This is a genomic window from Pseudomonas sp. P1_F7 (assembly GCF_056405655.1).
The window spans coordinates 107,247-131,123 of the sequence record NZ_JBFUBR010000004.1 but is presented as its reverse complement, the minus strand read 5'-3'; the positions used below and the strand labels follow the sequence as shown (position 1 = coordinate 131,123).

Sequence of the window (23,877 nt, the reverse complement as noted above, 5' to 3'; positions counted from 1 at the left end):
GGTGGCGCACCTGGTCGGAGGGGTGAAGCTAATGTCTTTTGGTGAGAACACCATCAAGCTCCCTCCAGCCCCGGAATTCGAGCTCACGGCACTAGATATAGAAAAAGGTGAGCCAGTCCACCCTCTGGATCGTCTGCAGATCATGTCAGCGGATGATTGGGAAGTCTTTACTCTGGAATTCGTTTCTTACCTAGGTAAAGGTTACGAGACGGTAACCCGCTGTGCTGGTGCGGGAGATAAGGGGCGCGATGTCATCGCCCGGTACGCAACGGGGTGGGACAATTATCAATGCAAGCACTACAAAGATAAACTGAGCGTTGCAAACGTTGTGGCGGAGTTGGGTAAGCTGGTTTACTACACATGGAAAGAAGATTACACCCTACCCCGTGAGTACCGCTTTGTGTCGCCGAAGGGCTGTAGTTCTGACTGCATTGACATGCTGGCCAAAAAGTCTCGCATTAAGGTCGAGATCATCAAGCGCTGGGATAAGGCTTGTAAGGATAAGATCACGAAGACAGAGTCCATTCTTCTTGAGGGTGCTCTGTTGGACTATCTCAACACCATCGACTTTTCTTTTGTTGATGAGATGTCCTCCCAGGAGTTGATTGCTAAGCATGCCCTGACACCCTACCACTCGCAGCGGTTTGGAAACTACCATCTAAAAAGGCCGCAGGTTCAGAAAGCTGTACCTGATGACGTTGGCGATAACGAGAAAGTCTATATTGAGGCTCTCTTGCACGCATTCTCCGAGGCCGATGGTGCAGAGTATTCATTTGATAGTGTAATGGATACCGATTACAAGAATGATCTTGAGAGGGCGAGGATTAACTTCTTCAGCGCTGAGTCATTGGAGGTTTTTTCACGCGATGCGTTTCCTACCGGCTGCTACCAGAAGCTCAAAGATGAGTGCCACGAAGGTGTGCACAGTGTTGTGCGACAAAAGCATGCTGATGGATATGAGCGGTTTCTCCGAGTGAGCACGCAGTCCGTAAATATTCCATATGACTCCCATCCACTTCGTCATTTCTTGCAGACCTCCGATCGAAAGGGCCTGTGCCATCAGCTGGTGAATGACCTGAAGTTTAAATGGATCAAGAAGTAGATGATGAATTCAAAGGATTTGTACAACAGCTCTGTGGAGATTGGGGCGCGCCTCGTTCTGTTGCTCGCCGGCCTTTCCCGGAAGCTTGACCTAGACGAATTGATTTTTTTCGATTACGTGTCGATTTATAGCAGTGACTTCCGAGGGCAGGAAAGCCTGCATCCAGTGCTGCTAAATCGTCTCGCGGAGCTGGTTCGCAGACGGGAGATATTTCCTGGCGCGATTAAGCTGTTTACTGCGAAAGGCTTGATTACTTCTCAGGTCGATGAGCACGGCGTTCGATATGCCATTACCGATGCGGGCTGTGTGTTTGCTGCCAAGCTGACCACTGAGTATCACGCAGATTTTAGACGGCGCGTTTCTTGGGTTGAGGAGAATATTGATTCCCTCACTGCTCAGCGTCGCACTATTTATAAAGTTGACAGGGTAGTCTGATGTTCATTGAAAGCGTTGTCGTAAGCGGCCCTGATCTCCCAGATGCCTCGGTCTATTTTACCAAGGGTGCGAATGTCGTCCAAGGCGGATCTGACACTGGAAAATCGTACATTGTCCAGTGCATGAAATTTGCGTTGGGTGCGACCAAGCCGCCAAAGCCCATCAAAGTCTCGAAAGGCTATACCATAGTCCGGGTAAAATTTGTAAACGATGATGAGAGTTCGTTTACGATCGAGAGGAAGCTTGCTGCAAACTCCAAGCCTACCTTTTACGATGAGGAAGGCAAGGTTCAAGTATTGGGGGTCAAGCACAACCCTACGAAAATGAATTCTATTTCCAATCAGTTTTTGGATAGGCTAGGGTTGAATGGGAAGCTTTTACTGAAAGGCACAGCTTCGTTAGATAATGCGTCTTTCTCGATTCGGGATTATGAGAAAGTTTTTCTGGTAGATGAAGCGCGAATAGTTGCTGAGTACTCTCCCTTGGGTACTGGTCAAAATAATGAGGGTACTAAAGAAACGTCCCTGCTGAAGCTGTTGCTCACAGGGAAAGATGACGCAGGGGTTAAGCAGGCTAGGAAGGAGCTGAAGTCTAAGGGGGCTTTGAAGCATAGGGTCGCTGCTGTCGAAGACATCATTAAGCAGTTTTATCCGGGTGACGAAGCCACCGAAGCTCGTGAGCTCCAGAAACTCAGTTCGTTCACTACACAGGTCGCGCTCAGGCTGAAGTTGGCTGAAACCGAGCTTGAAGGCGCGTTCCATTCGAGTGAAGACCTGTTCAGACAGAAAGCCAACCATATCTCCGAACTGGAGAAGGTCGAAGGAAGAATTGCCGAAGACAGGACGCTCCTCGGCCGATTTGACATGCTTGGTCAGAAGTACGATTCAGATCGCCAGCGTCTACAGGGCATCGAACAGGCGGCAGTCCTCCTCGATGATTCTGACGACGTGCTCTGTCCAACGTGCGGAAACCATTTTGACTCCGAGTCATGCACGACAAATGTTGATGACATCAAGAAAGGCGTTTCCTTCGAACTGGATCGCATTTCCAAGAACCTTTATGAGCTAGCGAAGGCCCAGGAATCACTGTCTGGGGCTATTGAACGGAACTCCTCCAGCGCGCAAGTCGCCAAGGCGTCCATCGCTGCCCTTGAGAAACTGATCACCTCGGGGATACAGGACACAGTACAGGCGGTGAGCGACCTGAAGGAGCTTGCCTCCTGCCTCAAGCATGATTTCACGGCGCTTGATAAGCGCGTTGCCGATAAGAACAAGTTGAAGGAGGAGCTGAAAAGGTTGGGCGCTCTGCTGTTAGAGGAACAAAACGGGTATACCCCTGAAAGCTTTGAGGAAGCAGCTCAGCCGCTGGTGGAAGAAATCCAGGCTATACTGCACCGCTGGGGCTTCCCGAATTATCTTCCGGTGGAATTTGATTTCAAGGTACGAGATATCACGATCGGTGAAAGCGCGAGAGGCGATTTCGGCAAGGGGTATCGAGCGATCGCTTCCTCCGCATTTGCGCTCGGACTGATGAATCTGCTGAAGCTCTCTGGCCGCCATCCTGGCTTCGTAGTGCTTGACTCGCCACTGACCACATACAAGGAGGGGGATCCGGAGCCTGAGGAAGATGATGAAGAAGTTGCAGCGGACGTGATTTACGCCTTCTATCAGGACATCGCAGATAACTTCAAGGACTCTCAAGTTATTATATTTGAGAACAAGGAGCCTGATATGGCGATCATCCCTCACATGAACTATCAGCACTTTACTAAGAGCAGAAAGCACGGGCGATATGGTTTCTTCCCTGTTAGAGGCTGATTCGATGCTGTGATGTTGTCGATCACCGGTCGCATGACACGGTGGTCGAACAGCGTAGATCCTAGGCGCCAATCAATACAGTATCGCCCGGTTTAGGTGCTTCGCGCTTAAAAGTTGGCGCTCGCCAAGTCGATAGCGGGCTGTGTCAACTTCTCGAAGTTGCCAGGAAAGGCCCAGTTTGACGAAATCAAGACGCTGTTACTAGAGAGTACCGGTCAAACAGGGCGCGATAGAATCCAATGAGCACCTCCTCGGCATTAGGCTGCTGAAGCTCGTGAACACCGAAGCGATACACCTCATACCCCACCAGCCTCAGAGCCCTGTCAGCTGCCATCATCTCCGCGTAGAGACGGGGATTTGAGCGCCCGTCTGTGTCGGAATAGTGGTGTTTGCCATCAATTTCGATGACAACCCTTGCTCCACCGGGAAGCAGCAGAAGGAAGTCCATGCGTGACCTTAGCAATGCCTCCTTGCCGCGCCGTGACACCGTCTGGGGATCCCAGTGAAACCAGACCTCGGGCAGCAAGACCGGAAGCTCGGGAATCGCTGTCGTGAAGGTTTTGAAGAAGCTGGTAAAGGCCAGTGCTTGAGGGGGCGATGATTTCGGCAGGCACCCTTCAAGACGTCGATACAGACTTTTCTTGGCTTGGCTTTCCTCGATGCCATGAGTCTGGGCGTACCAAGCTTGTAGGTCGCGCCACAGGAGACCAGAACTCCCTATCGGACGGTCATAGATCAGAACATCCATTGGGTCGGACATCACCTCGATATCGTTGTCCAGGGCGTTGCCCAGTCGCAGGTCTGGCTTTCTGGTAGAGGCGAAGATGAGATTCTTTGGTGCTGACTGTTTGCCTGATCCTACGTAAGCCAAGGAGGCCGTCAGGAAGGCATCTTCTCCCACCCCAACGACAATGTGGACTCCACACGCTTTGAGGGTATCGTTGACGACCGCGATGAATTTTCGTTGAGCAGGTTCGCTGGGCAATACCCGCGAGGAAGCCAAGGCTTCGACGAATCGGCCAAATCGGGCATGCGAGGACTGAAACGCTCCGAGTTTGTCGAAGAGCGTCGCCACATCCCAATCGGGATTTTCGATGTAGTGGCGAACGACTTCTTTGCGAAGTGTTGGGGTCGACCAGGTGAAGTCCACGACCGATATGATGTCGAGTCGCCAGAACTCACTCAGCACTTGTTCGAACGCAGTCCTGGTCATAAACAGGTCAATGTTGTTGAGCTTTTCTGCCAGTTCTCGCCGGTAGCGACCAGGGATGACAGGCGCTGTTCCATCGTCCCACACCAGCTCTTGAAGCTGGTCTCGCTCATGAACCTCAAAGCCAATCAGCTCCAAGGCTTTCTGAGCAGCAGCCACCCGTTGTGCATCATTCGCGTCTTCTACCGCTTTCTCAAGATGGCGCCTTTTTGAGCTGTACTCACTGCAGTTATCGAGACCCAACGAGAAGAGCAGCTCAGGGATTCGCGTATCCGTGTAGTGGTCTTTCTGGTTGCCCAAGATCTGGCTGAAGGTGTCTCTCAGGCTGGTGAGGTTTTGCTGGGTTCGAGGCATGCGCAAGGGGGTGCTCCGAGGTCGTTGAAAGGATGTTATCACCACCAGTCGGAACATTGAGCAAGCCAGCATATCAATTAGAACCACTGATCCTCTAACGACAAAAACCGGCCACCTGGGCCGGCTTTTTTATCCGAATTTGAAGAACTGCGGGTATGCCTGTTCAAGATAGGACTTGCACATTTTTGTTACAAAAGCGTGTGCCTGGTCGATCTTCATTACAGGCAGTTTGCTGGCCTTTACTTTGTCTTTAAAGCCGTGCCTGGAATCAAAGCCGGTAATAGAATAGTTGTTCGCGGTGAACGTAAAACTCTCCCGCTCCTTCTTGTCTTCGCCGATAGTGATTCCTTTAACCCTGGCATGAGAGTCAATAGTTTCCAAAAGTCGATAGTAGCCGACCCAGCTATTTTCTAGCTCGAACTGTTTTAGGAGCATGTAGACATCTTCATTTTCAGTAGCCAAGATCATCAAACCAAGCCGGGCGGACATTCGAAGAGCACATTTCATCTCCTCATTCCACTTATATTGGCTGATCGCTGGGCGCCTCAGTAGGCTAAGCGGCATCATTGGTTCATGCCAGTCAAGCGGCTTGCCTTCGAGCAAGATCTTGTGAATCGTGATTGGTCTTGCGTCTCTCCAGAACAGCTTGGATGCTCCGTTGAAAAGACTAGATAGTTCGTACGAGATCTGCCAGATCAGATTTTCGTCATCTTCCCCCTCAAAATAGATCGAATTGAAGCTGAAATAGTCGCTTGGGCAGTCGTTCCAGTGATCAACCCCACCCCAAATGTGAAAATACTCTGTGGTTCCTACCCGCTCGCTGAGCTCTCTCAAGTCTTGAGGGTCACCGTTCAGCATCACTTCAAAATCAGCTCGCGCTGCCATGGTCACCTCGTCCATTTTGATGGCTGGCATGCTATCAAAAAGCCGGACAGTGTCCGGCATTCCTAGGCTGCATGTTTGATTCTAGTATTAGTTCTAGTTTTGCTCGCGAGGCTTTCAAGGCGGTAATTACGGCGTTAAAAGGCCTCATTGTTCTTTTGGGGCTGGTGGTCAGACTTTGGCTATCTGCGACTTCACGGCCAGCGTCAGGGTCAGGCGCCGGTTAGTGAATGTCTTGAATAACCCCTCCTTGGTGGCTTTTGTCTGGGCCGGGGTAGGGGCTTTCCACAGGCCGAAGATGATGACCTCATCGTTCTCGGTCAGCCCATCAAACCAGCTTGCCTTGATCGCCCACACGCTCACTTCGAGGCTGATTCCGTTTGTGGTTTCGTTGGGATCTTGGGTGACCCTGAGTCTTTCGAGATTCAGGACATTGAGCTTGGGATCGTCCTTGACGCCCCGCTTGATTTTACCGACGCGCCCTTGGACGGCGATGGGGTATTGAGTCGAACTCTTTGAGACGGCGTAGTGGGCTTCCATTTGCCGTGCGTGGTCGAAGTAGAACTGGTTCCAGCCAACGGTGTTGCCTGCAAACACCAGTTCCAGGTGCTCCTCGATGTCAGCGTCTTCGTCGCACATTGCGCGCAATCTGAGGACGCGCTGTGCGGTGTTGATATAGGAAGACAGCCGATTGGATGATGGTGTGTAGCTTTTGGAGGTAGTAGGGGTTCTCTCGCCGCCGTCATCTTCCTTGAGTCGCCTAGCAGTTGCTTTCAACTCTTCTGTCACCGCGATCAGACGCATGCGGAAGCGGTTTTTCTGAACGCTTTCGACCAGGCCTTCGGAGGTGCTGGCGAGCTCAACGATTTGCTTGTCGACGCCAAAACGGCAGTTAGGGCCATGCGCTCCATTCGCTTGCAGGCGGAAGAATGCACGAGCCTTAGAGGGGTTGTCGTAGCAGTCCCGAGTGAAGGAATTGACATGAATCACTGTGGCGTCGCACCGCTCACACTTCAGAGGAGCTGTGCCCATGCCCTTGGCATAGTTGTCTGCAGCCCATTTGATGCCTTTTTTGTCGAAGGCGTGGGTCATCTTGATACCGGCCATACAAATCCTTATGCGCGTGCTGCCGCCTGGCTACGGCATAGCGTAGTGAGTCGGTTACAGCGATGAGTCGAGATTCATCTCGACATTGGTCGAGGCTAGCCGTCCGTGCTCCTTAGTGATCGGCACGGCTGAGTGTACGAGCTTCGTCACTCGAAGCCTTTGGGATCCCTCAGGAACTCTTCGGCGATGTGCAGCGCGCTGATGTGCTGTGCATGGACGATGGGATTGCCGCATGAGCAATCTGTGGTCTGCGCTTCCCGTGTCCACACTCCGCTTGCCTGCCTCCGATATGTCCAGCCCGTGATGAAGCCGGCGCCGCTCAGTCGGAGTCCTGGGTGGTTGACGGTGAGTTCACAAACCTCAAATAGGTCGGGCCCGCGAGGTATGACGCCGACGCCCTTCTGGTAGAGCGTCAGGTGATCGAGGGTTGGATGCTTGATCAACGTGTCTGCTTCGAATGCTACCGTGCCATTCTCGTTGATTAACTTCTCGATCTGAGGGAAGCGAAGGGGCTTGCTCGGGTCGGCTGAGCCATAGAGCACCATGTCCGGGATTTCGACGAAGATTCCACTGTGAGGGTTACCATCAATCGAATCCTGGGTATCCAGAATCTTTGCACCACGATAGAACGCTGTTTGCGCACCTGCGATTTTCACAAAGCTCGGATGGTATTCCGGAAGCTCCAGTGTTCGCTTGAACGCAGGCAGATTTTTGAGGCTTGCTTCAGACTTGATCTCCTCCCAAGGCAAGCCCAGCAGCGATCTCAAGATCGGATCTTCTGCGGGAGAGGGAAAGAGCGTGTTCGTGTCGGTTAAGCCACGGGCAGCGGCATACGCCTGCAGAACGTCGCTCGAGACAGTGATTTGTGCAAGAAAGCAATTCTGTGGAATCGGATTGTGCAGAGGGCCGAGAAGCCAAGCTGACTGAGCCACGGTGCGCGGCCTGTAGCCCTCAACGGTCAACGTAGCCAAGTTGACCAGGCCTACATGATTAGCGGCCTGCTTACTGAGCACATACAGATGGCCAGTGCCGATCACAGGTGCATAGCGGGCCATGCGCTTTCTGACCATCACCGCCACCTCGTCACAGTCCTCGCACAGCTCTAGAGTGGTCGCTTCAGTGTATTTGTGGCTGGCAAACCACGCGGCTACTGCTGGGCTGGAGGTGCAATCCACGTAAAACGAACGCCACCCGTAGTGTTGAAGGAGGGCCTGCTGATAGCCAAAGTCTGCTCGATGTTTGGCGATGTATGCATCCAACACGCTTTGGGAGTAGCGGCACCATTTGAGCATTTCGCGCGGTATGCACCCGTTCCTGTCGAAGGACGTTCCGATGGAGGGGGCTCCCACTTCACCGTAATGCGAAGTCTGGCCACGAAAGAGCACATCACCACCGAAACTCGCTATGAGTTTGTTTAACTCGTTGACGCTTTTCGCTGCATAGTGCTTCAAGCTGCCTCCCTCGCGATCGCGTATTCGTGTGGTTTTCCTACTACTACTTATTGCTCCCGCTAACGCAGTGGCTGGCAGCAGTGCCCGACACCAAAGCGACAACGCCAGATCAGGATCTTGGGCGCTGCCCTGCATCCCTTTGAGCAGTACGGCCTTGGTGGTCTCGAAGTCTTCCTGAATAGACAGGTTAGGCGTCAGTGCTTTCCAAACCCGATCCACCATGACTGCTTCATCAGGCTTCCCGGAGTTGATCGGGTCACCAACCATCCTGTCCAACCTTTCACACCTACACGAAAGCCGTACCAACGAATACCCCACATGGTGGGCAACGCCCCCCGCGTGCCTACTGCTCCCTACTAAACAGATCATCAATGTCCAGGGTTTCCAGCCTGCTCTGGTCAGCTCGGGGCGACACGTAATTCTCGTCTTCTTCCCGGAAGTAATTTTTCATGCGGTAGGGAATGTCATACGCGTCAACAATCTCATCGATCATTGCATTAGTGGCGGAGACCTGCCAGCTCGTGAACTTTTCATCAATCATGGCGAGAAGAATTTTGTTGGCCGCATCCAAGTCCTCTCCATCGCTGAACACAATGCTTTCTTCAAACATCTCGTCAAGGGAATCATTCATAAATTGATGAGTCAGCCTTGTGAATGGTTTCGTTGCTTCGTGGACGTTATTCATTTCAAGCAAGCCTATCAAGTCGCCCAAGGCCGGCAGGTCTTTCTCGTTGATACCGAAATTAATTATGTCCAGCACAAAGTCCCCAACAGAGGCGGGCGTGACAATTTCTTCGTTCACCGCATTTGCAAGGGTCACTAGGCAGTACTCGTAATTCCTTGTGATGGGATTGCTCAGGATAACTTTGGTGACATGTTTTAGGCGCCGATTTAATTCGGTTTCGCTTAGACCTCTCTGGGTGCTTATGTAAAGTTTCGCGAGATATTCCGGTGGGCTGCCCTCAAAGCCCAGACTCTCTTCATGCTTGAAAAGTGATCTGAATAAACCCATCGTCGACTCGGCAGAGACGATTTCGTTTCTCGTCATGTCTTGAAGCATTTTGATGGTACTAAGGCTACGTAAGCACTTAAACAAAGTTTCAAGCAGCAACGAATCTTTCGCGTACCGATGTAACAGGAAATCCCCAACCGAAGGGTTGAATAATTTATAGTAACGCTTGTCGTCCAGCATCACGCGAGTTAGCAGTGAGTTTGAGAGGTGTCGGGTTGCTACGGTGAACTCCCGCTTGCCTTTAAAGTTGGCATGTTCAGGCATACGTAGGGCCGCAGCGTAGGCCTTAGCCAGATCCTGCTCAAGGATGTTGTCCCCGTTAAATGCGACCAGAAGAACGAGGAATCGACCGAAATCATCCAGCTGTATATCGTAGGGGTGTTGCCAGATTTTTGTTGGATTATCCAAGAGGTCAGTAATATGCCCCCAATACCCTTCGGCAGAGACATCTGCCAAACGCTGCGGATCAGTGATGAATTGTATGATTCGGGGATTGAAGTTCCGGTGGCGAATGACCTTATGGTAACGCTTCCCTTCGTAGAATGACTCTACATACTCAGGGCTCAGGCCAGAATGCCATATGTGGTTGTACAGGATGTGGGCTTTGTCGAGGTTTGAAAGAGATTGAAGCTTGATCTCCATTTCGTTCCGGTCGACGTTGCCATTCTCAAAAGCATCGTTCAGGATCCGGCCCTGGTTTAGGATCGTAGATCGAGACGTCAGTACGAATTTCTTAGTCACCCGGTCTCGATTGATCCTTTTAATGAAGTGAACGATCTGGCTACCTTCATTGCCAGTCAAAGCCTCAAGGTAGTTTTGTCCTAAGAAATCGTCGAAATAGAAGAGTTGGGGCCTGTCAGGCACGTAAGCTTGCTCAGCCTCATGTAAGTTATGGCTGATGGAAAGGAACTCGAAGCCATTTTTGGCGTAGAACAAGATGAGCTGCTCGGCAAGTGTGGTTTTACCAATTCCTGCTTGGCCAGTGATAATTACCGTTCCTAGGTCACACAGCTTATCTACAGCCTCTTTGAAACAACCCGTCTGGACGAAGATTTTTGACTTCTCAACGATCTCGCTCATCATCGCATCGCTGCGCCCCATAATGGCATTGTTGAGCAAGTGGACAAGTACATTAGCGCTGCTGATCCAGAGCTTGAAGTGCCTTTGCTCAATCCCGCTATGCCGGGCAAGCAGGTCGTTCAGGTCTTCCTTGTCGTAGACGACTACGGGACATGAAGCATTGAGAGCGTCTACCAGCGCCTGCTTGTTCAACCTCGATAGCGAATTTGATACCACCAGGATGTAGCGCTCTGGCCTTAGAGCAGCGACCTTCGCAGCTTCAAATTTCCGAAGGTGGGAGACAAGCTGAGGGAAGGGGGTAGCGGCCCAGTGCTTGGCCTGCAGAATCCACTCACCACCGTCTGGGCTGAAGTATCGCCCATCAACGCCACCATCCCGACCAGGCTTGAAACGCTCAAAACGAACGCCTTCTGCGGCGCCGATCAGGTCAGTGCACAGCACCTCAAATTCTTTGTCGTTGAGACGCGAAAAGTCGTAGTCGTTCACTCAGGCACCCACTCCATGACAGGAGGGTAAGATACCATTCTGCCGCTTCGGGTGAGCTAGACCCACTCGGGTCAAGCGGTCGGAACGCAGCCAAAATGAGCCACAGAGCGTTCGAGTACATATGTACTCTTCGGGATCCCCGCCTAGCGTCAATGGAGAATCAGGGGGAAGCGATGGGCTATGCCGCCCAGTCATGGTTAGGCGCGGCAGGGCTCTGGAGTGCTGAAAAGCAGATCAGTAGATCGTCAGCGCTGGCTTCCTGATGATCGAATGAAGCTCGCTTTATTCCATAACGTGGGTGCCCGATTCATTTCGACGTCCACTATCGCGACATGAACTCCGAGATGCCGGTGTGCCGGTCGCTTCGCAGCGGCAATCAGACACCGCCGATCATGAGCCTCATTTCGACTAAACCAGTGGTGATCAGTAGAGGAGATCAGGGGCCTTGTAGCCAAATTGAGACTTGGCATGATTGGCTGAGTCGGAACTTGTGCGACATTCACGCCACATCCTGTGAGCTGCAGAAGATGAGGCGTGACCAATACTGCGATATCGAGCGTTAAACTCGGCTTAGAACAAAGTACTCGCGTCGTCAATCGAGCTAGACTGAGCTTTTTTGATGATGTAGTTGCTGACAGCCGCGGAAAGGCCGACCAAAAGCTCGGCCTCTTCGAACGACGGTACCCGGCCCTCGCGTAGATGTCTGCCGTGCTCTGAGGCATACCCCCACGCTCTCGACACTGCCTGGTCAAGCGGCTGCGGAATCAATGATGTGTGTTTCTTGAGAATATCGCCCAGGTTTGCTTTCTCATCGCCTGTGATTTTTCTCGCCACACACTCTAGCGACGCAATGGCGTGCTGAATTGCTCCCGTGGGATCTGGGTCGGGTCGGCGTGACAGGTCAGAAATCGCTTGATGAAGTTCATTCGCAGCAGTCGGATGACCAAACGCCTCGGCGGTTTTTCGAGCGCTGCTGAGAACGGTCTCGAACGACTCTGGCCCACGCATCTCCAGCTGACCGTCGGCCAGTTTCCAACCAATCCCGTTTTCCACGAAGTATTCGTTGAGCTCGTTCTGGAAATGGTCGTAGTTCTCGGAGCGATAGTTATGGTTACCAAGGTTGTCCAGGACGCGCTCGATGATGTCGTACACTTTGTACCATTTGCATTCGAGGAGCAGGTCTTCCACTTCATTGGCAACATTGGGGTACTCAGTCCAGTTGTTGCGATCGGGTTGCTTCCTTAAGGCTTGGCACACCATTTCTCGAAGGGCTTTAGGGCCCAAGCCGCACTCGTAGCAGAGCTGGGTTAGGTAGGCTCGCAGCTCCTCTGGAGCATCTTCTCGGACGGTGATTTCGGCTTCTTGAGTACCGGCGTACCCGTGGCGCTTGGAAAAAGGTTCCCGCATTGCGTTTCTCCCTATGCAATCTGCCTCTAGGATCTTGCCTGAGCGGGAGCATGGCTAGCAATGTGCAAGAGAGGCGGCGACGCCGCCAAAGCACCGTCAAGGCCTACGAAGCGCAGAATTGCCCAGATAGCACAACAGCAGGTCGTCCAGGGTCATGGCTTCCTAGTCAGTGAGAGTGAAGGTTAGCTGCGCTCGACGTAATGAGTCCGCGACTCATTGGCGACGTCCAACATGGCGCTTCTAATCTGCTTGCCAGCCTTGAAATACACTCTACCACGCGATGATGGATGCAGTTCGGCTAGCAGGTTTCCGACGTCCTGCTCGGACAATCTGACCACCTGTTTATCAATTTTGAAGTTCAGGAGGCTCCTCTTTCAACGGGATTGCGTGAAACGCTTCCGGTTGGCACAGCGGACAGTGAAGGGTCGAAGAACGCTCACAAAATGAAACCATAAAATCCGAGCAGCGTGTGCTGCAACGTGCGAGACATTACCTCGTCTCAATCCCTATATAGCCGAGAGTTCACGTGCATATGAAGATCAATACACCGACTCTAAACACTTACATTGCCCTAGTGATTGCTATCCCATGCCTAGTGCTAATGGCGCTGTGGAAGCAGGGTGATTTGACCCGTGAAACCGTGATCTAACGTTGAGTGTCACTGCGGCATTGTATTTCAACATGTGGCTGATCCAGGATTTCTTCCGCGCCGGCTGGGAGCGAGAGTAGGGCTAAAAGATAGCCTACACCGAAGTCCAGCTAGCCAGGTAGGATCTGTCCAATCAGGAGCGCCGCCGGCTTGATCGCTACCGTGACGTGCTTCCCGATCGTTTCCATCTAGTCACCTCTCCGAATGAGAACTACAAAACGGTCAAGATCATTGCAGTTGTGCTCAGAGCGGCTGCGCGGGCTCTGAAGGGTGCGCCCAAGTAAGCACCGATCTCGTTGCTCGGACTGTCGGCAACCGCTGCAGTGTTAGCGCTCCAATAAGCGTAACGCCGTCTGGTGATACATACGCGCCCCAATGACAAGCTGAGCTGTATTGATGTCAGGCGAAGTCATGAAGATGCCTGCAAAAGCTTTAGAAACTCAGGGGGAGGCGAGCAAGCCGAGCCAGTCGGGGACGGGCAGCCTTAGTTGGCTGCCCTGGAGGTCACATTGGAAATTTGCGACGCTTAAGCTGTTTCTCGAATTTTTTCAGCTTGCGTTTGATGGGACGCGTTTTGTTATGACTTTTCAGGGCTTGCAGGGCCTCGTTGATGATGTACGAGGTCTGTCTCGATTCGTTGGAAATCACGCCGGTGATGTTGTGACGTAGCGTCCATTTCACTGCAAGCCATTCAAAGTTGACCCAGACCCGTTCCTGCTTTCGCTGACGGGTTTTGATCAGGCCGTAGCACAGCTCGTACCATTCGATGAAATGGCTGCCGTAGATGTTGTAGATGAAATCCTCGTCGTAGATTTCATAGCGCACTGCGTTGGCGCAGCTCTCCAGCGCGTTCAGGAGCGCGAACGCAGATTGACGGTTGTTCCAGTCGAGTTCGGCTTGGGTCGGGGCAATGGGGGTATCGGGCTCTGCCGTTGTCGCGTTCTTGTTAGCATCGCTGGTCTTAGCCGCGTCATTAACCTGAGCACCACCATTAGCTTGATCACTGCCATCGACCTGAGCTACGGCATCAGGCTCGTCGTGAGCACCACCTTCTGGTTGGAGATCGGCTGCAGGAGCATCTGTCTTCGGAGACGACTTAACGGACGCTGGTTTCTCTTCAGGGGCGGTGTTTGCACCTGGTTTGCTAGCTGCATTGGGTTGAGTAACCTTTGACCCGCCATCAGCCATTGGGTCTGTGATATCTGAGAGGGTGGCCATGTACTCGGCAGCCTTGCGGCGGTTGAGTTCGCCATCCTTCTGGAGCATTCCTTTACGGATTTCTCCCAGCGCTTTCATATGAGGTGTAAGCAGTCCCAACTCTTTGGCGAAATCGAGCGCATTCTTTTCACTGGCCGTTTTACGATTGAAACCAATCGTGATCGCCACCAGCCCGATGCTGAGGTAGGCGATGATGGGCACAAGGTAGGTCGAAGGGTTGATCCCGGTGACTGAGCACTTCACCTCGCAGCCGGCCTGTAGGTAGGCCACGTAGCCGAGGGCGGAGATCAGAGTGATGGCAAAAAGCGTGAATACCCAGAAAAACGCGTGTTTGAACCGGTGGACGAACTTGAAAAGCATTTCCTTGCCCCAAAAAAAAGCGCCACCCGTAGGGGCTGGCGCTTGTTTGCCTAGCTGAAGAATTCAGGTAATCAGAACAAATCCCAATCGATTTCCTTTGCGGTCAGATCAAGCTTCAGTTTTGTCATGAGTTTCTCCTAGGTTAGGCTTCCAAGCGTAGCTCATCTTAGCTATGCCAATTTTCCCATTGTTCGATGCCATTTTGCAATCGAAAACGGTTCACCGTTCTGACATGGCGATGGCCCTTCGGGTTCATCGAAATGCCACAGATGTCAGCTCTGTCGAGGGTGGCTACACCGAATCTACTACGCTAGCAGACCGCAGGGGAATCGGATTCGGCTGCTGCAGCCGGAGAGAAATGTAAGCGCGCGTGAGCCTGCAATGCGAAGCGAGGCTGTACTTTATCAGTATTGATGAGGTGATCTCGTTATTCTTTCAAGTCGGCAATGATGATCCTGGCATCATCAAATGGTCTCGTGATCAAGGCAGTGGCGCAGAGACGCTGGTCGTTGAGTGAGCCCTATCGGCATGCTAGATATGGAGTGCGGCCAGTTGTATCCCGGTCGTGCCTCCGACGATACGAGCCAGCTAAGAAGACCTCACAAATGTCTCTACGAATGTTTTTTATGCCACAGCCGCCCAACTGTTGACTTCGGCAGTCCCAATATCTCTATCACCTCAGCTTGGCTACGTCCTTCTTTCTTCAGCTCCTGGACTGCTTCCCATTTTTTCTCCGCTGCCACGGTCTGTGGATGAGGGAGCTTCTCAGGCTGAGTAGGGAGTGAGGTATCCAGCAGCTCCATAGCATCCAATTCCTCTATGGCTAATAGAAGAATGTCTCTGGCGGTTTTCTGGTCTTTGGCGGCGTGGACGAGCGCTAGCAGCGAAACAGGGTGCAGATGTAGCGCTTGTGCAAGCTCCTGGCTGACCTCTAGGGTCGGTGACGTTTTTACCGATTCGAGTTGGCTTACGTGCGATGGCGTTACAGTCATAGCAATGTCGTGCTGCGTCAGACCCAGCCGAATCCTTACCAACTGTAATACTGCCGCATACGCGTTGCGAAGCAACATCCTGACTCCCCTCAAAGCAGGACGGTATGCCGCGATTGCGTAGATCCATACAAATCTATATATTTACTTGGATGGGACTGCGCCTTAACGGATTCATGTTTCAGCAGCGCAATCCCGCTGCAGGACGTAGGCCTGTCTCAATGATTCGGGGCAAACGGATCTGGACACGACTCATAGCCTCTCAGCCGGAACCACTACCTCATACAAACAATAGTTATGTATTGCCAAAATGTTTGAGCTAGATCTCTGCCAACGTCGGTCGACTCGCCGCACCGCAAAACCAGGAAACCTGCACCATGTTTATTTCAGATGAGTCTTGTATGGTCGGCCTACCGGGCTTCCCTGGGCCTGGCCGCACGGCTTGGCGGATGATCGAGCGAGACCGCGAGGATTTCTGGTATCACGTTCGCTTTCGCATTTGTGAAGGAGCAAGGGCTCGGTTCAAAAAATTGATGCCAACAGACCCTTCTATGCTGGCCCACCTACTCTCTCAGCGGAGCAAAGAGCACACGATTGAGGCGGTTCAGATTGTGACTCCCCCTTGCATGAACGGGAGTTCTTTAGAACGAATGGAAAAGTTGATCAGTGTGATGGTCGGCTACGACAAAAACGGTGAGTGCGTACTGCTTCATAAAGTCGATAGCGGAGCAATCTACAGTAGCTCTCCCGGTGTGACCGAGGCAGGCTTGCTCAGCAAATTTCGAATGATTTACGACGCCACGACTGCCGCCGGGAAGCATTTCCATAGCACCAACTATCAGACCCCGACCACAGTGACGCTGTGATAGAGACAAGTGAATCGCTCTGCCACGACAACCGCACCAGATGGTTAATCCATGAAGATCCAAATCTATTCAGATCTGCACCTCGAGTTCGCTCGGTTCGAGCCCGCCCCAAGCGATGCAGACGTGGTCATCCTTGCAGGTGACATCGATCTGAAATCGAGAGGAGTGAGATGGGCAAACGAAGTATTCCAGTGCCCGGTGATCTACGTATGCGGAAACCACGAGTACTACGGCGGTCATCTTGAGCACACGCTGCGTAAGATGAAAGAGGCGGCATTTCCGCACGTGCACGTACTGGAAAATGAGACGCTAATTTTGGATCGGACGCGTTTTCTGGTTACCACAGGTTGGACAGATTACACCTCGACTGGAGATGTCGAGGCAGCAACCCGTACTGCCTGGGAGTGGATGGCTGACTTCCGCGTGATCAGAACTGACGTGAGCTATCGACGCTTACGTCCTGCTGATCTGATCGCCAAATCAAGGACAGCATACAACTGGTTGGCTCAGGAATTAGGAACGCCCTTTGATGGCAAAACCGTGGTAGTCACTCATCACGCACCAGTGGCGGACTATCTCTCTGAAGACCATGCCGGTCACCTCGCGGCTGCCTATGCGAACGACTGGTCGGAGCTGCTGGGGAAGGCTGATCTTTGGGTCTACGGGCACACCCACGTAGCAGCAAACTTCACCAAGTGTGGATGCCGCGTGGTTTCAAATCCGCGTGGGTACCCAGGCCAGGACACCGGTTTTGATCCTGATTTATTGATCGAGCTTTGATTGCTAGTGATTAGTAAATGGGCACGCTCGCGTGGCTGGCCGCGCTCAACGGGATGGAGGATTTTTGATGGTGACGTTGGAAGAAATCTCGCAACTCTTTTACGGCGCCGGGAAAGAGGTAGCCGGCTGGGAAGGCTCACAAGAAGACTTGATTTCTTTGGCAGCAAAAGCGTTCCCAGGCAAAGCATTCTGCGTGGTGAAGCAGTGGATTCTGATCGACCTCACGGTCAACTCAGATGAAAAAGAAAAGCTAACCGGGCTTGGTCTACTGCCCGCGACTCTGTACGCGCATGAAGTCGTTTTCGATAGTCGAAATCGATTTCAGCCCGGCATGTGGGTACGCAGTAATTTCGGCGTGTCTTTCAGTGAAGGCTGCATGTTTGAAACCAAGAGTACGGTTTACCTCCTCTTTGGGTCAGGACTGAAAAAAGAGGCTAGCATTGGCGCTGCTTTTTCGATGAAGGCAGGGTAAGCAATGCTCGCCGACAATTTTTACAGAGTCTTTTTGGAGCTTGGGTTGGATGCCTGAAGTAATTGAACTGGAATTCCATAGTAAGGAATTGAGTGACTTTCAGCTAAGTCGCCTGGTGCGGGCGAGTCTTCGCAAATACACCGTGCCCATTACAGCGTTTATCAGCGATGCACTGATCGCCGAGGACACTTGCCTCGGGGTATCTTTCGATCACTCTGAGAAGGACGATGCCTACCATAGAGCAGATGGTTCTATTCTTCGGACAGGTAAAATTCAGTCAGCGAGGAAAGAAGGGCGGTTTTGGCTGCTCGAAACTCAGGACGGTAATTACGTCATAGCTAGCTTCAAGCGAGGCCTTGGCAGAGCAAGCTTTCTCAAGCTTCTCGAGTCCGCCGACCGTTTCTGAATGGTGGTGAGAAATCCACTTTTTTATCTCGAGATAGGGCCTGGCACATGGCAGATGAACGACGGTCAGTTGCTCGGGCAATAGCCCATTTTGACGAGTTGCTCGACCAGGTGATCACGACTCGTAAACCAGTTTTCATCGATGGGCAGCGCAGAACTGCGGTGCTCATTTCAATGGTGGAATGGGAGTCGATTCAGGCCAAGCTCATTTCTCGAGCTCCGTCAGACCTCTGAAAAATCGCTTGCTAGGCTTCTTACGGTTTTAATCAGCAGCGCTCCGAGTTAGCCGTGCGGAGCGCTTCAAACTGCCTCTATCCTGTGATGCTTATTTTCCCGGCGGACGGATTCACAGCTCGCCTTGGCTCAGTAACCGTACTCGTTCAGCAGTTTCTGCAAAAACTCACGCCGCCGTTGGACAATGCTCAAAATGAGATAGTCGCGGTCGGTGTCTCTCGTCGACAAATGCCCAGCGTCCACAAGACCATGGATGTAGCCTTCGGCTTTGCCCCTTGCCTCCAGCAACGCCTCATGGGATGTGCTTTTGTAGATGTCTTCAGCGAGGAGCTGCCACCGCTTCAGTTGACGCCGTCCAATCGGGTCGTCCGAAAATTTTGGTGCGCTGATCAGTGCGTTGAAATCGCTGGATACGCTGGTTGTGCTCAAGATGGATTCTCAGAACAGTGATGTCTGAGCCGAGGCTATCATGCGCACACTTAATCGCCTGTTGCTGGTGGGTTTACTGCGAACCAATGTCTTGATTGAACGTATTACGCGGTAAAGGCTAGGCGCTTACGCGAAGAAGCGATTGCTTTACTGCTGGTGAGTTGACTGGCCGATCGCCGCGAGTCAGGAATCGCAGGCAGAACGCTCGCCTTGGCTTTCGATCAGCCGAGTAGCGCAGGCATGTCTCTCGGCAGCTAGGCATTCTCTGGCCGTAACCGGCAGAAAACGGCCATAGCGGTCTCTCGCAACCGGCTAAACGCATAAAGAAAATATCATTCGTTTGGCGAATATGGCGTGTGCTAATTTTCGATTTCCATTCAAAGTATCTATACCTCAATATTTTTCCATCGACACCGAAACACAAGAGGTTACGGTCATGTTTGGGAAAATATCGATTCTTGTATCTGTTCCAATGGGCCTGGCTCTGATTGCCGGCGCCTTGATTCCTCTACAAGCCTCCAGCAACGGCGCTCTTGGCCGTGAGCTTGGACATCCACTCTGGGCCGCCCTTGCTTCGCTGATCGTCAGCTCAGCTGTTCTGATCGCCACCATCGTGGCTCTTCGCATACCGCTGCCAAACATTGCGGGAGCGTTGCAGGGGCCTTGGTGGCTCTGGATAGGCGGATTCAGCGGGGCCTTTTACGTCGCAATGGCCACCTTCCTGCCCCCTAAGCTTGGCGCTTCGAACTACATCTTGTTCGTCATGGTGGGTCAGGTCATAGCCGCGATGCTAATCGACCACTTCGGTCTCCTCGGCCTGACCGCGAAGCCAATCAATCTAGTTCGAGTTGCAGGGGTGCTGATCATCTTCTTCGGATTGATCGTGGTTCAAGTGGGCTCAAACAAAGAGCCCGCTAATTCCGGAAAGTTGATTCAGACCGCAACGGTCAACGCGAACCTCAAATAAACCAGAGCCTCCCTTTCGGCTGGTTGTCGCTCTTGGTAGCCAGCCCTTTTTATTCAGGTCGACCCTCTAGTCGAACCAACGCACGCGGCTTGCGTGCGAATAGCCGAGAAATCTTTCTCGGCTGACATGAGGTGCATATGAACGGAAGTTCAGCACTATATTTTCGTAGAAAGATCGGAGTGTTATTTATGAATATCGTGAAACTGCAATTCAGTGATGGCCGTCCGAACGCTGTTGGCCTTGAAGAAGTAAACGCCGTGCTTCGGAGCGTAGGTGTTCGTGCAAGCACCGTGAGCATTCCGGACGCAGCCAAACCCATTTTGAAAGCATCGCAGTCCCGCACTGTCACCGAGGCCGAGCAAGAAGACCTGATCAAGCTCTTCAGCCTGAACCGGGCAGAGTTGCTTGAGCAGATCGAACTGGCTGGCCGTGTGCCCGAGACGCCACGTGGCGGCCTTCTTTCCACCCGTCAGCCTGGCGTTGCCCCCTATCCCAAGGTCTACGACATGCTGGCCATCCCTAAAGAACACCGTGCCGGCGTTCTGGAGAGCTTCGGTCGCTTTCACGTCAACATGGCCGAGAACGGTGTAGGTATCGATGAAGTGATGACCGTCGTATCGGGCGGCCCCTTTACCTGGATGTTCGTGTTGCCCGAAGGAGTTGTAGTACGGCTCACCGTTGGCCCAGCCAGTGAGGAAACAGCGATTCGCTTGAGTTATCCAGGCATGGGCATTCACGCCGGATACATGGATGCGAAACAGGGTTTGATCGTGGCATATGCTCACGGCCCCGAAGAGTTCGTAGTCCACTACGATGAGCCTACTGCGCCCCATGCGAATCTGTTGAACACCAATCCCTGGGTGGATTTTTCCGGCGGCATGCCCACCCTGTTCGACAAAATCCACTAAGCCTTCCGTTCACGAACCTCCATACCCTTGAGGAATGGGGGTTCGTTTTCACTTCAGGAGTCGATCAAATGTCTATTTTCAGAGTCCAGCACATCGACCACGTTGTCCTGCGAGCGGCGGACATGGAGCGGAGTGTCGATTTCTATACTCAGGTTCTTGGGGGCGCGATCAAAAAGCGCAACGAACAATACGGAATGATCCACCTCGGAGCAGGAAGCTCGATGATCGATCTGGTGGACGTTAATGGCCCTCTGGGTGCCATGGGTGGCGGGGCGCCAGGGAAAGAACGACGTAATGTCGATCATTTCTGCCTTCGAGTCGAACCCTTCGATGAGCAGGAGATTCTTGCCCACTTGCAAGCTTTTGGCATCGTTGCTGATAAGGCGGTGACTAGGTACGGGGCCGAAGGCGTTGGCCTATCGATTTACTGCTTCGATCCTGACGGTAATCAAGTTGAGCTCAAAGGCCCCCCTGAGTCGGGAGCTGCTTAAGCCAAGATTCAGGTGCTCTGGCTGCACTTCAAGATGGCTTCCCTGATCCACCTGTTGGCAGGGTCTGCTTCTTTACGGGCATGCCATGCTTGTTGATAGGACAGGACGGGAAGATCTAGAGGAGCATCGAACGTTCGGAGCGTTGGAAATCTATCAAGTCCACTGACGGCCCAGCTCGCAACGGTCAGGATAAGATCTGTGCCGGCAACGAGCTCGATTGCGGCGCTCCAATGAGGAAGTGCCACTGCGATTCTTCGACGCAGTCCCATGCTTGCCAGCACCCTTTCGATCTCGTCGTTCGCATCAGGCCGAAGGGCAAGCATCACATGCGGACGCTCCAGCCATTCCTCTAGCGTCAGGCAGCCACGTTCCGGTAGGGCGCTTTCGTCGGCGAGGCTGACAAAATGTTCCGGGAAAAGCTCCTGCACATGGATGCCATCCGGATACTCCGGAAAGATACCAAGCGCCACATCGAGCTCACCATCAGCTAATTGGGCCATCATGGTTTCACGACTCGCTTGGCTGACAGCCAGATCCACTCCAGGCGCTACATTGCGAACATGCCGTACCAAGCCAGGCAGTACCCGGCGAGTGGCATAGTCGGACAGCGATAGCCGGAACCGTGCTTGAGAGCTGCTGGGGTCGAAGTCAGAAGCCCCCAGCAAGTCATTGAGGTGCCTTAACGCCTGTTCAAGAGGCCCTAGCAAGCTTTGAGCTCTGGCGGTGAGCACCAATTGCCCGTCGCGGCGGATCAGCAACTGATCGTCAAAGTGCGCTCGAAGTTGAGCCAGGGCATGGCTGACAGCAGGCTGGCTTTTATGCAGACGAACCGATGCCCGAGTCACGTGCCGCTCCAACAACAATGCATGAAGGGTCAGCAATAGATTTAGGTCGATTCTTCGTAGCTCTTCCAGCATTGGCTCGAATCTAGGTGGAATGTCAGGGAAGCGTACCAAACTGCCTTTAACCATGACAGATCAGTCCACCCAGCAGAGTGATTCGGCGCCATCGACAGAGAAGTTCGAGGAACCGGCAAAACTGGATTATTCCAAATTATGGCTCAGCCATAATTATTGCTGAGCCATAATTTTCGGCTGATGGCTCAGTTGTCGCCAGCAGTCCGTATTGCACTGGTCGATTTGCAATATACTGTTAGGTAACTACTGAAAAGAGATCTCTCATGTCCAAACTCGCAGAATTCCGTCAGCTCGAAAAACACCTCGCCGAACAACTCCAAGCTCTCGAGGCGCTGAAAGGCGACGCTGGCCTCAAGAAAGAAATCGAATTTGAATCCAAGCTGCGCGCGCTGCTTGCCGAGTACGGCTACAGCCTGCCGAACGTGATCAACCTGCTTGATCCGCAATCCGGTCGTCGCGCTCCAGCCGCCAACTCCAAAGCTGGCAACCGCAAACCGCGCCAGATCAAAATCTACAAAAATCCAAACAGTGGTGAAGTCGTCGAAACCAAAGGCGGCAACCACAAAACGCTGAAAGAGTGGAAAGCTGAATACGGCTCCGACACAGTCGAGTCCTGGCTGACCAAGTGAATTTGGTTTGAGTACAAAAGGGCCCGAGAGGGCCTTTTTTACTGTATGGAGAGCAAAGAGTTCGTCGTAGATGCCAATACCCACCGGCTGGTGGCGATGGGATTCGTGAGATCAGTTAGTGGCATTTGCTAAGCGTTTGTCGCTGAGCACCAACCCAATTCCTCCTAACACTGCTAGCGATGTCAGTGCTAAACGAACTGTGAGGTGCTCACCCAGGATGAGTACTCCAGCGAGAGACGCTAAGACGGGAACACTCAATTGGATGGTTGCTGCTCGAAATGATGAAAGCGAACGTATCGCCGCGTACCAGATTGCATAACCAACACCTGAGGCAATTGTCCCAGACGCAATGGCGCAAAGAGCCCCCAAAAAATCGATCGAAAAGTCATTAACGAAGGGGATCGAAGCTAAAAGCATCATAGGGACGGCTCGCAAGAAATTTCCCGTAGTCGATGCGAGTGGGTCGTTCGATTGCTTGCCGATTAATGAGTATCCGGCCCATGCAATGCCTGATAACAGCATAATTCCAGCGCTACCAAGCGCAGGTGCACTTGTCCCGGGCAATAACAAGGCTACAAGACCTCCAATAGCAAGGAGTAACCCCACAATTGCGACTCCTTGCATCCTCTCTCCTTTGCAATATCCGTAACCAAGCATGGTAAGTTGCACTGCGCCAAACAATAATAGTGCGCCAGTTCCAGTTTCCAGGTTCAAATATGCATATGAAAAAGCAAACGCGTAGGCGAACAGCGTGAAAGCACCAAGCCAGCTACCTGAGGGGCGAGAAGTAATACTTTTAATTGCTAGGAGCCCCCAAAGCATGAAAGCTCCGCTCACCAGGCGTATTAGTGTGAAGGAAGTAGGGTCAATTTCTGTATGACGAAGTGCAAGTCGGCAAAGCACCGAATTGGCTGCGAATGCCAGCATCGCTAAAGCAGTAAGTACCACCACTTTTCTAGTGCTTTTTAAGTTTGACGGAGCGAATATTTTTCGTATCACCAGGCGCCTCCAAAAATAGGAATTTCTTTTAACTGTCCACTTCCGGTGGCGTGTATGTGTGGTTTACCTAAGATTCAAGCATCACCTTAGATTTTTTCAAACGCAATATACCATCCAGTAGGTAGGTTGTAAACTGAGATTCGTTCCGCCTTGCCGAGAGCTCTAGACTCAGTCGTTGACGCATTTTATGCGTGGTGGATTTACCTATACCAATCAACCGG

Annotated in this window: 23 protein-coding genes; 12 read left to right on the top strand and 11 right to left on the bottom strand. The window is 52.4% G+C overall.

Annotated elements, in window-relative coordinates; translation table 11 throughout:
• The first annotated feature begins 31 nt into the window (after nt 1-31).
• From AC1D1M_RS06845 to AC1D1M_RS06835, 3 genes are read left to right on the top strand one after another with little or no spacing between them, the layout of a single operon-like run.
• Nucleotides 32-1,102 (top strand): ABC-three component system protein, encoded by a 1,071-nt coding sequence (locus AC1D1M_RS06845; protein WP_477775052.1) that lies wholly within the window; start codon nt 32-34, stop codon nt 1,100-1,102.
• Complete coding sequence (locus tag AC1D1M_RS06840) at nt 1,103-1,537, top strand: ABC-three component system middle component 2 (RefSeq protein ID WP_477775051.1); 435 nt, start codon at nt 1,103-1,105, stop codon at nt 1,535-1,537.
• The gene (locus tag AC1D1M_RS06835) at nt 1,537-3,354 is read left to right on the top strand and encodes a hypothetical protein (RefSeq protein ID WP_477775050.1); all 1,818 of its coding nucleotides are present in this window, start codon (nt 1,537-1,539) and stop codon (nt 3,352-3,354) included. The genes AC1D1M_RS06840 and AC1D1M_RS06835 overlap by 1 nt, the downstream gene beginning before the upstream one ends.
• Nucleotides 3,355-3,541: 187 nt before the next feature.
• Here AC1D1M_RS06835 and AC1D1M_RS06830 read toward each other — a convergent pair whose 3' ends face one another.
• From AC1D1M_RS06830 to AC1D1M_RS06800, 7 genes are all read right to left on the bottom strand, one after another.
• Entirely contained in the window at nt 3,542-4,918 is a 1,377-nt protein-coding gene (locus AC1D1M_RS06830; protein ID WP_477775272.1) for an AbiJ-related protein, read from the bottom strand.
• Nucleotides 4,919-5,047: 129 nt separating this feature from the next.
• Complete coding sequence (locus tag AC1D1M_RS06825; RefSeq protein WP_477775049.1) at nt 5,048-5,863, bottom strand: hypothetical protein; 816 nt, start codon at nt 5,861-5,863, stop codon at nt 5,048-5,050.
• A 108-nt stretch (nt 5,864-5,971) separates the two neighbouring features.
• Nucleotides 5,972-6,907 carry a hypothetical protein gene (locus tag AC1D1M_RS06820; protein WP_477775048.1) on the bottom strand — a complete coding sequence of 312 codons (936 nt, stop codon included), beginning with the start codon at nt 6,905-6,907 and terminating at the stop codon, nt 5,972-5,974.
• 146 nt (nt 6,908-7,053) lie between these two features.
• The gene (locus AC1D1M_RS06815; protein WP_477775047.1) at nt 7,054-8,625 is read right to left on the bottom strand and encodes an FRG domain-containing protein; all 1,572 of its coding nucleotides are present in this window, start codon (nt 8,623-8,625) and stop codon (nt 7,054-7,056) included.
• Nucleotides 8,626-8,701: 76 nt separating this feature from the next.
• Nucleotides 8,702-10,936: an nSTAND3 domain-containing NTPase gene (locus AC1D1M_RS06810; protein WP_477775046.1), complete on the bottom strand. Its 2,235-nt coding sequence runs from the start codon at nt 10,934-10,936 to the stop codon at nt 8,702-8,704.
• A gap of 570 nt (nt 10,937-11,506) precedes the next feature.
• On the bottom strand, nt 11,507-12,343 hold the full coding sequence (locus AC1D1M_RS06805) for an AbiJ-NTD4 domain-containing protein (protein ID WP_477775045.1): 837 nt from the start codon (nt 12,341-12,343) through the stop codon (nt 11,507-11,509).
• A 1,153-nt stretch (nt 12,344-13,496) separates the two neighbouring features.
• Nucleotides 13,497-14,570 carry a DUF4760 domain-containing protein gene (locus AC1D1M_RS06800; RefSeq protein WP_477775044.1) on the bottom strand — a complete coding sequence of 358 codons (1,074 nt, stop codon included), beginning with the start codon at nt 14,568-14,570 and terminating at the stop codon, nt 13,497-13,499.
• A gap of 370 nt (nt 14,571-14,940) precedes the next feature.
• Here AC1D1M_RS06800 and AC1D1M_RS06795 point away from each other — a divergent pair, with 370 nt between their 5' ends.
• Complete coding sequence (locus AC1D1M_RS06795) at nt 14,941-15,087, top strand: hypothetical protein (protein ID WP_477775043.1); 147 nt, start codon at nt 14,941-14,943, stop codon at nt 15,085-15,087.
• Between the two features lie 94 nt (nt 15,088-15,181).
• On the opposite strand, the gene AC1D1M_RS06790 is transcribed toward AC1D1M_RS06795, so the two are convergent.
• Nucleotides 15,182-15,640, bottom strand: coding sequence for a helix-turn-helix domain-containing protein (locus AC1D1M_RS06790; protein WP_477775042.1), 459 nt, complete (start codon nt 15,638-15,640; stop codon nt 15,182-15,184).
• A 296-nt stretch (nt 15,641-15,936) separates the two neighbouring features.
• Between AC1D1M_RS06790 and AC1D1M_RS06785 the strand changes: the two genes are divergently transcribed.
• The 4 genes from AC1D1M_RS06785 to AC1D1M_RS06770 all read left to right on the top strand — a co-directional run bounded on the left by AC1D1M_RS06785 (nt 15,937) and on the right by AC1D1M_RS06770 (nt 18,083).
• Nucleotides 15,937-16,425, top strand: a complete 489-nt coding sequence (locus AC1D1M_RS06785) for a hypothetical protein (RefSeq protein ID WP_477775041.1) — start codon at nt 15,937-15,939, stop codon at nt 16,423-16,425.
• A 51-nt stretch (nt 16,426-16,476) separates the two neighbouring features.
• Nucleotides 16,477-17,205, top strand: coding sequence for a metallophosphoesterase family protein (locus tag AC1D1M_RS06780; protein ID WP_477775040.1), 729 nt, complete (start codon nt 16,477-16,479; stop codon nt 17,203-17,205).
• A gap of 67 nt (nt 17,206-17,272) precedes the next feature.
• Entirely contained in the window at nt 17,273-17,677 is a 405-nt protein-coding gene (locus AC1D1M_RS06775; protein WP_477775039.1) for a DUF6957 family protein, read from the top strand.
• 49 nt (nt 17,678-17,726) lie between these two features.
• Nucleotides 17,727-18,083, top strand: coding sequence for a hypothetical protein (locus tag AC1D1M_RS06770; RefSeq protein ID WP_477775038.1), 357 nt, complete (start codon nt 17,727-17,729; stop codon nt 18,081-18,083).
• A gap of 362 nt (nt 18,084-18,445) precedes the next feature.
• Here AC1D1M_RS06770 and AC1D1M_RS06765 read toward each other — a convergent pair whose 3' ends face one another.
• Complete coding sequence (locus tag AC1D1M_RS06765) at nt 18,446-18,745, bottom strand: hypothetical protein (RefSeq protein WP_477775037.1); 300 nt, start codon at nt 18,743-18,745, stop codon at nt 18,446-18,448.
• A 436-nt stretch (nt 18,746-19,181) separates the two neighbouring features.
• Here AC1D1M_RS06765 and AC1D1M_RS06760 point away from each other — a divergent pair, with 436 nt between their 5' ends.
• The 3 genes from AC1D1M_RS06760 to AC1D1M_RS06750 all read left to right on the top strand — a co-directional run bounded on the left by AC1D1M_RS06760 (nt 19,182) and on the right by AC1D1M_RS06750 (nt 21,111).
• Nucleotides 19,182-19,712, top strand: coding sequence for a DMT family transporter (locus tag AC1D1M_RS06760; RefSeq protein WP_477775036.1), 531 nt, complete (start codon nt 19,182-19,184; stop codon nt 19,710-19,712).
• Nucleotides 19,713-19,900: 188 nt separating this feature from the next.
• The gene (locus tag AC1D1M_RS06755; protein ID WP_477775035.1) at nt 19,901-20,620 is read left to right on the top strand and encodes a hypothetical protein; all 720 of its coding nucleotides are present in this window, start codon (nt 19,901-19,903) and stop codon (nt 20,618-20,620) included.
• A 68-nt stretch (nt 20,621-20,688) separates the two neighbouring features.
• Nucleotides 20,689-21,111, top strand: a complete 423-nt coding sequence (locus AC1D1M_RS06750; protein WP_477775034.1) for a VOC family protein — start codon at nt 20,689-20,691, stop codon at nt 21,109-21,111.
• Nucleotides 21,112-21,119: 8 nt separating this feature from the next.
• On the opposite strand, the gene AC1D1M_RS06745 is transcribed toward AC1D1M_RS06750, so the two are convergent.
• Nucleotides 21,120-22,025, bottom strand: coding sequence for a LysR family transcriptional regulator (locus AC1D1M_RS06745; protein ID WP_477775271.1), 906 nt, complete (start codon nt 22,023-22,025; stop codon nt 21,120-21,122).
• Between the two features lie 266 nt (nt 22,026-22,291).
• Here AC1D1M_RS06745 and AC1D1M_RS06740 point away from each other — a divergent pair, with 266 nt between their 5' ends.
• Complete coding sequence (locus tag AC1D1M_RS06740) at nt 22,292-22,657, top strand: histone-like nucleoid-structuring protein, MvaT/MvaU family (protein ID WP_477775033.1); 366 nt, start codon at nt 22,292-22,294, stop codon at nt 22,655-22,657.
• A gap of 111 nt (nt 22,658-22,768) precedes the next feature.
• On the opposite strand, the gene AC1D1M_RS06735 is transcribed toward AC1D1M_RS06740, so the two are convergent.
• Entirely contained in the window at nt 22,769-23,656 is an 888-nt protein-coding gene (locus AC1D1M_RS06735; RefSeq protein ID WP_477775032.1) for a DMT family transporter, read from the bottom strand.
• Between the last annotated feature and the right edge of the window lie 221 nt (nt 23,657-23,877).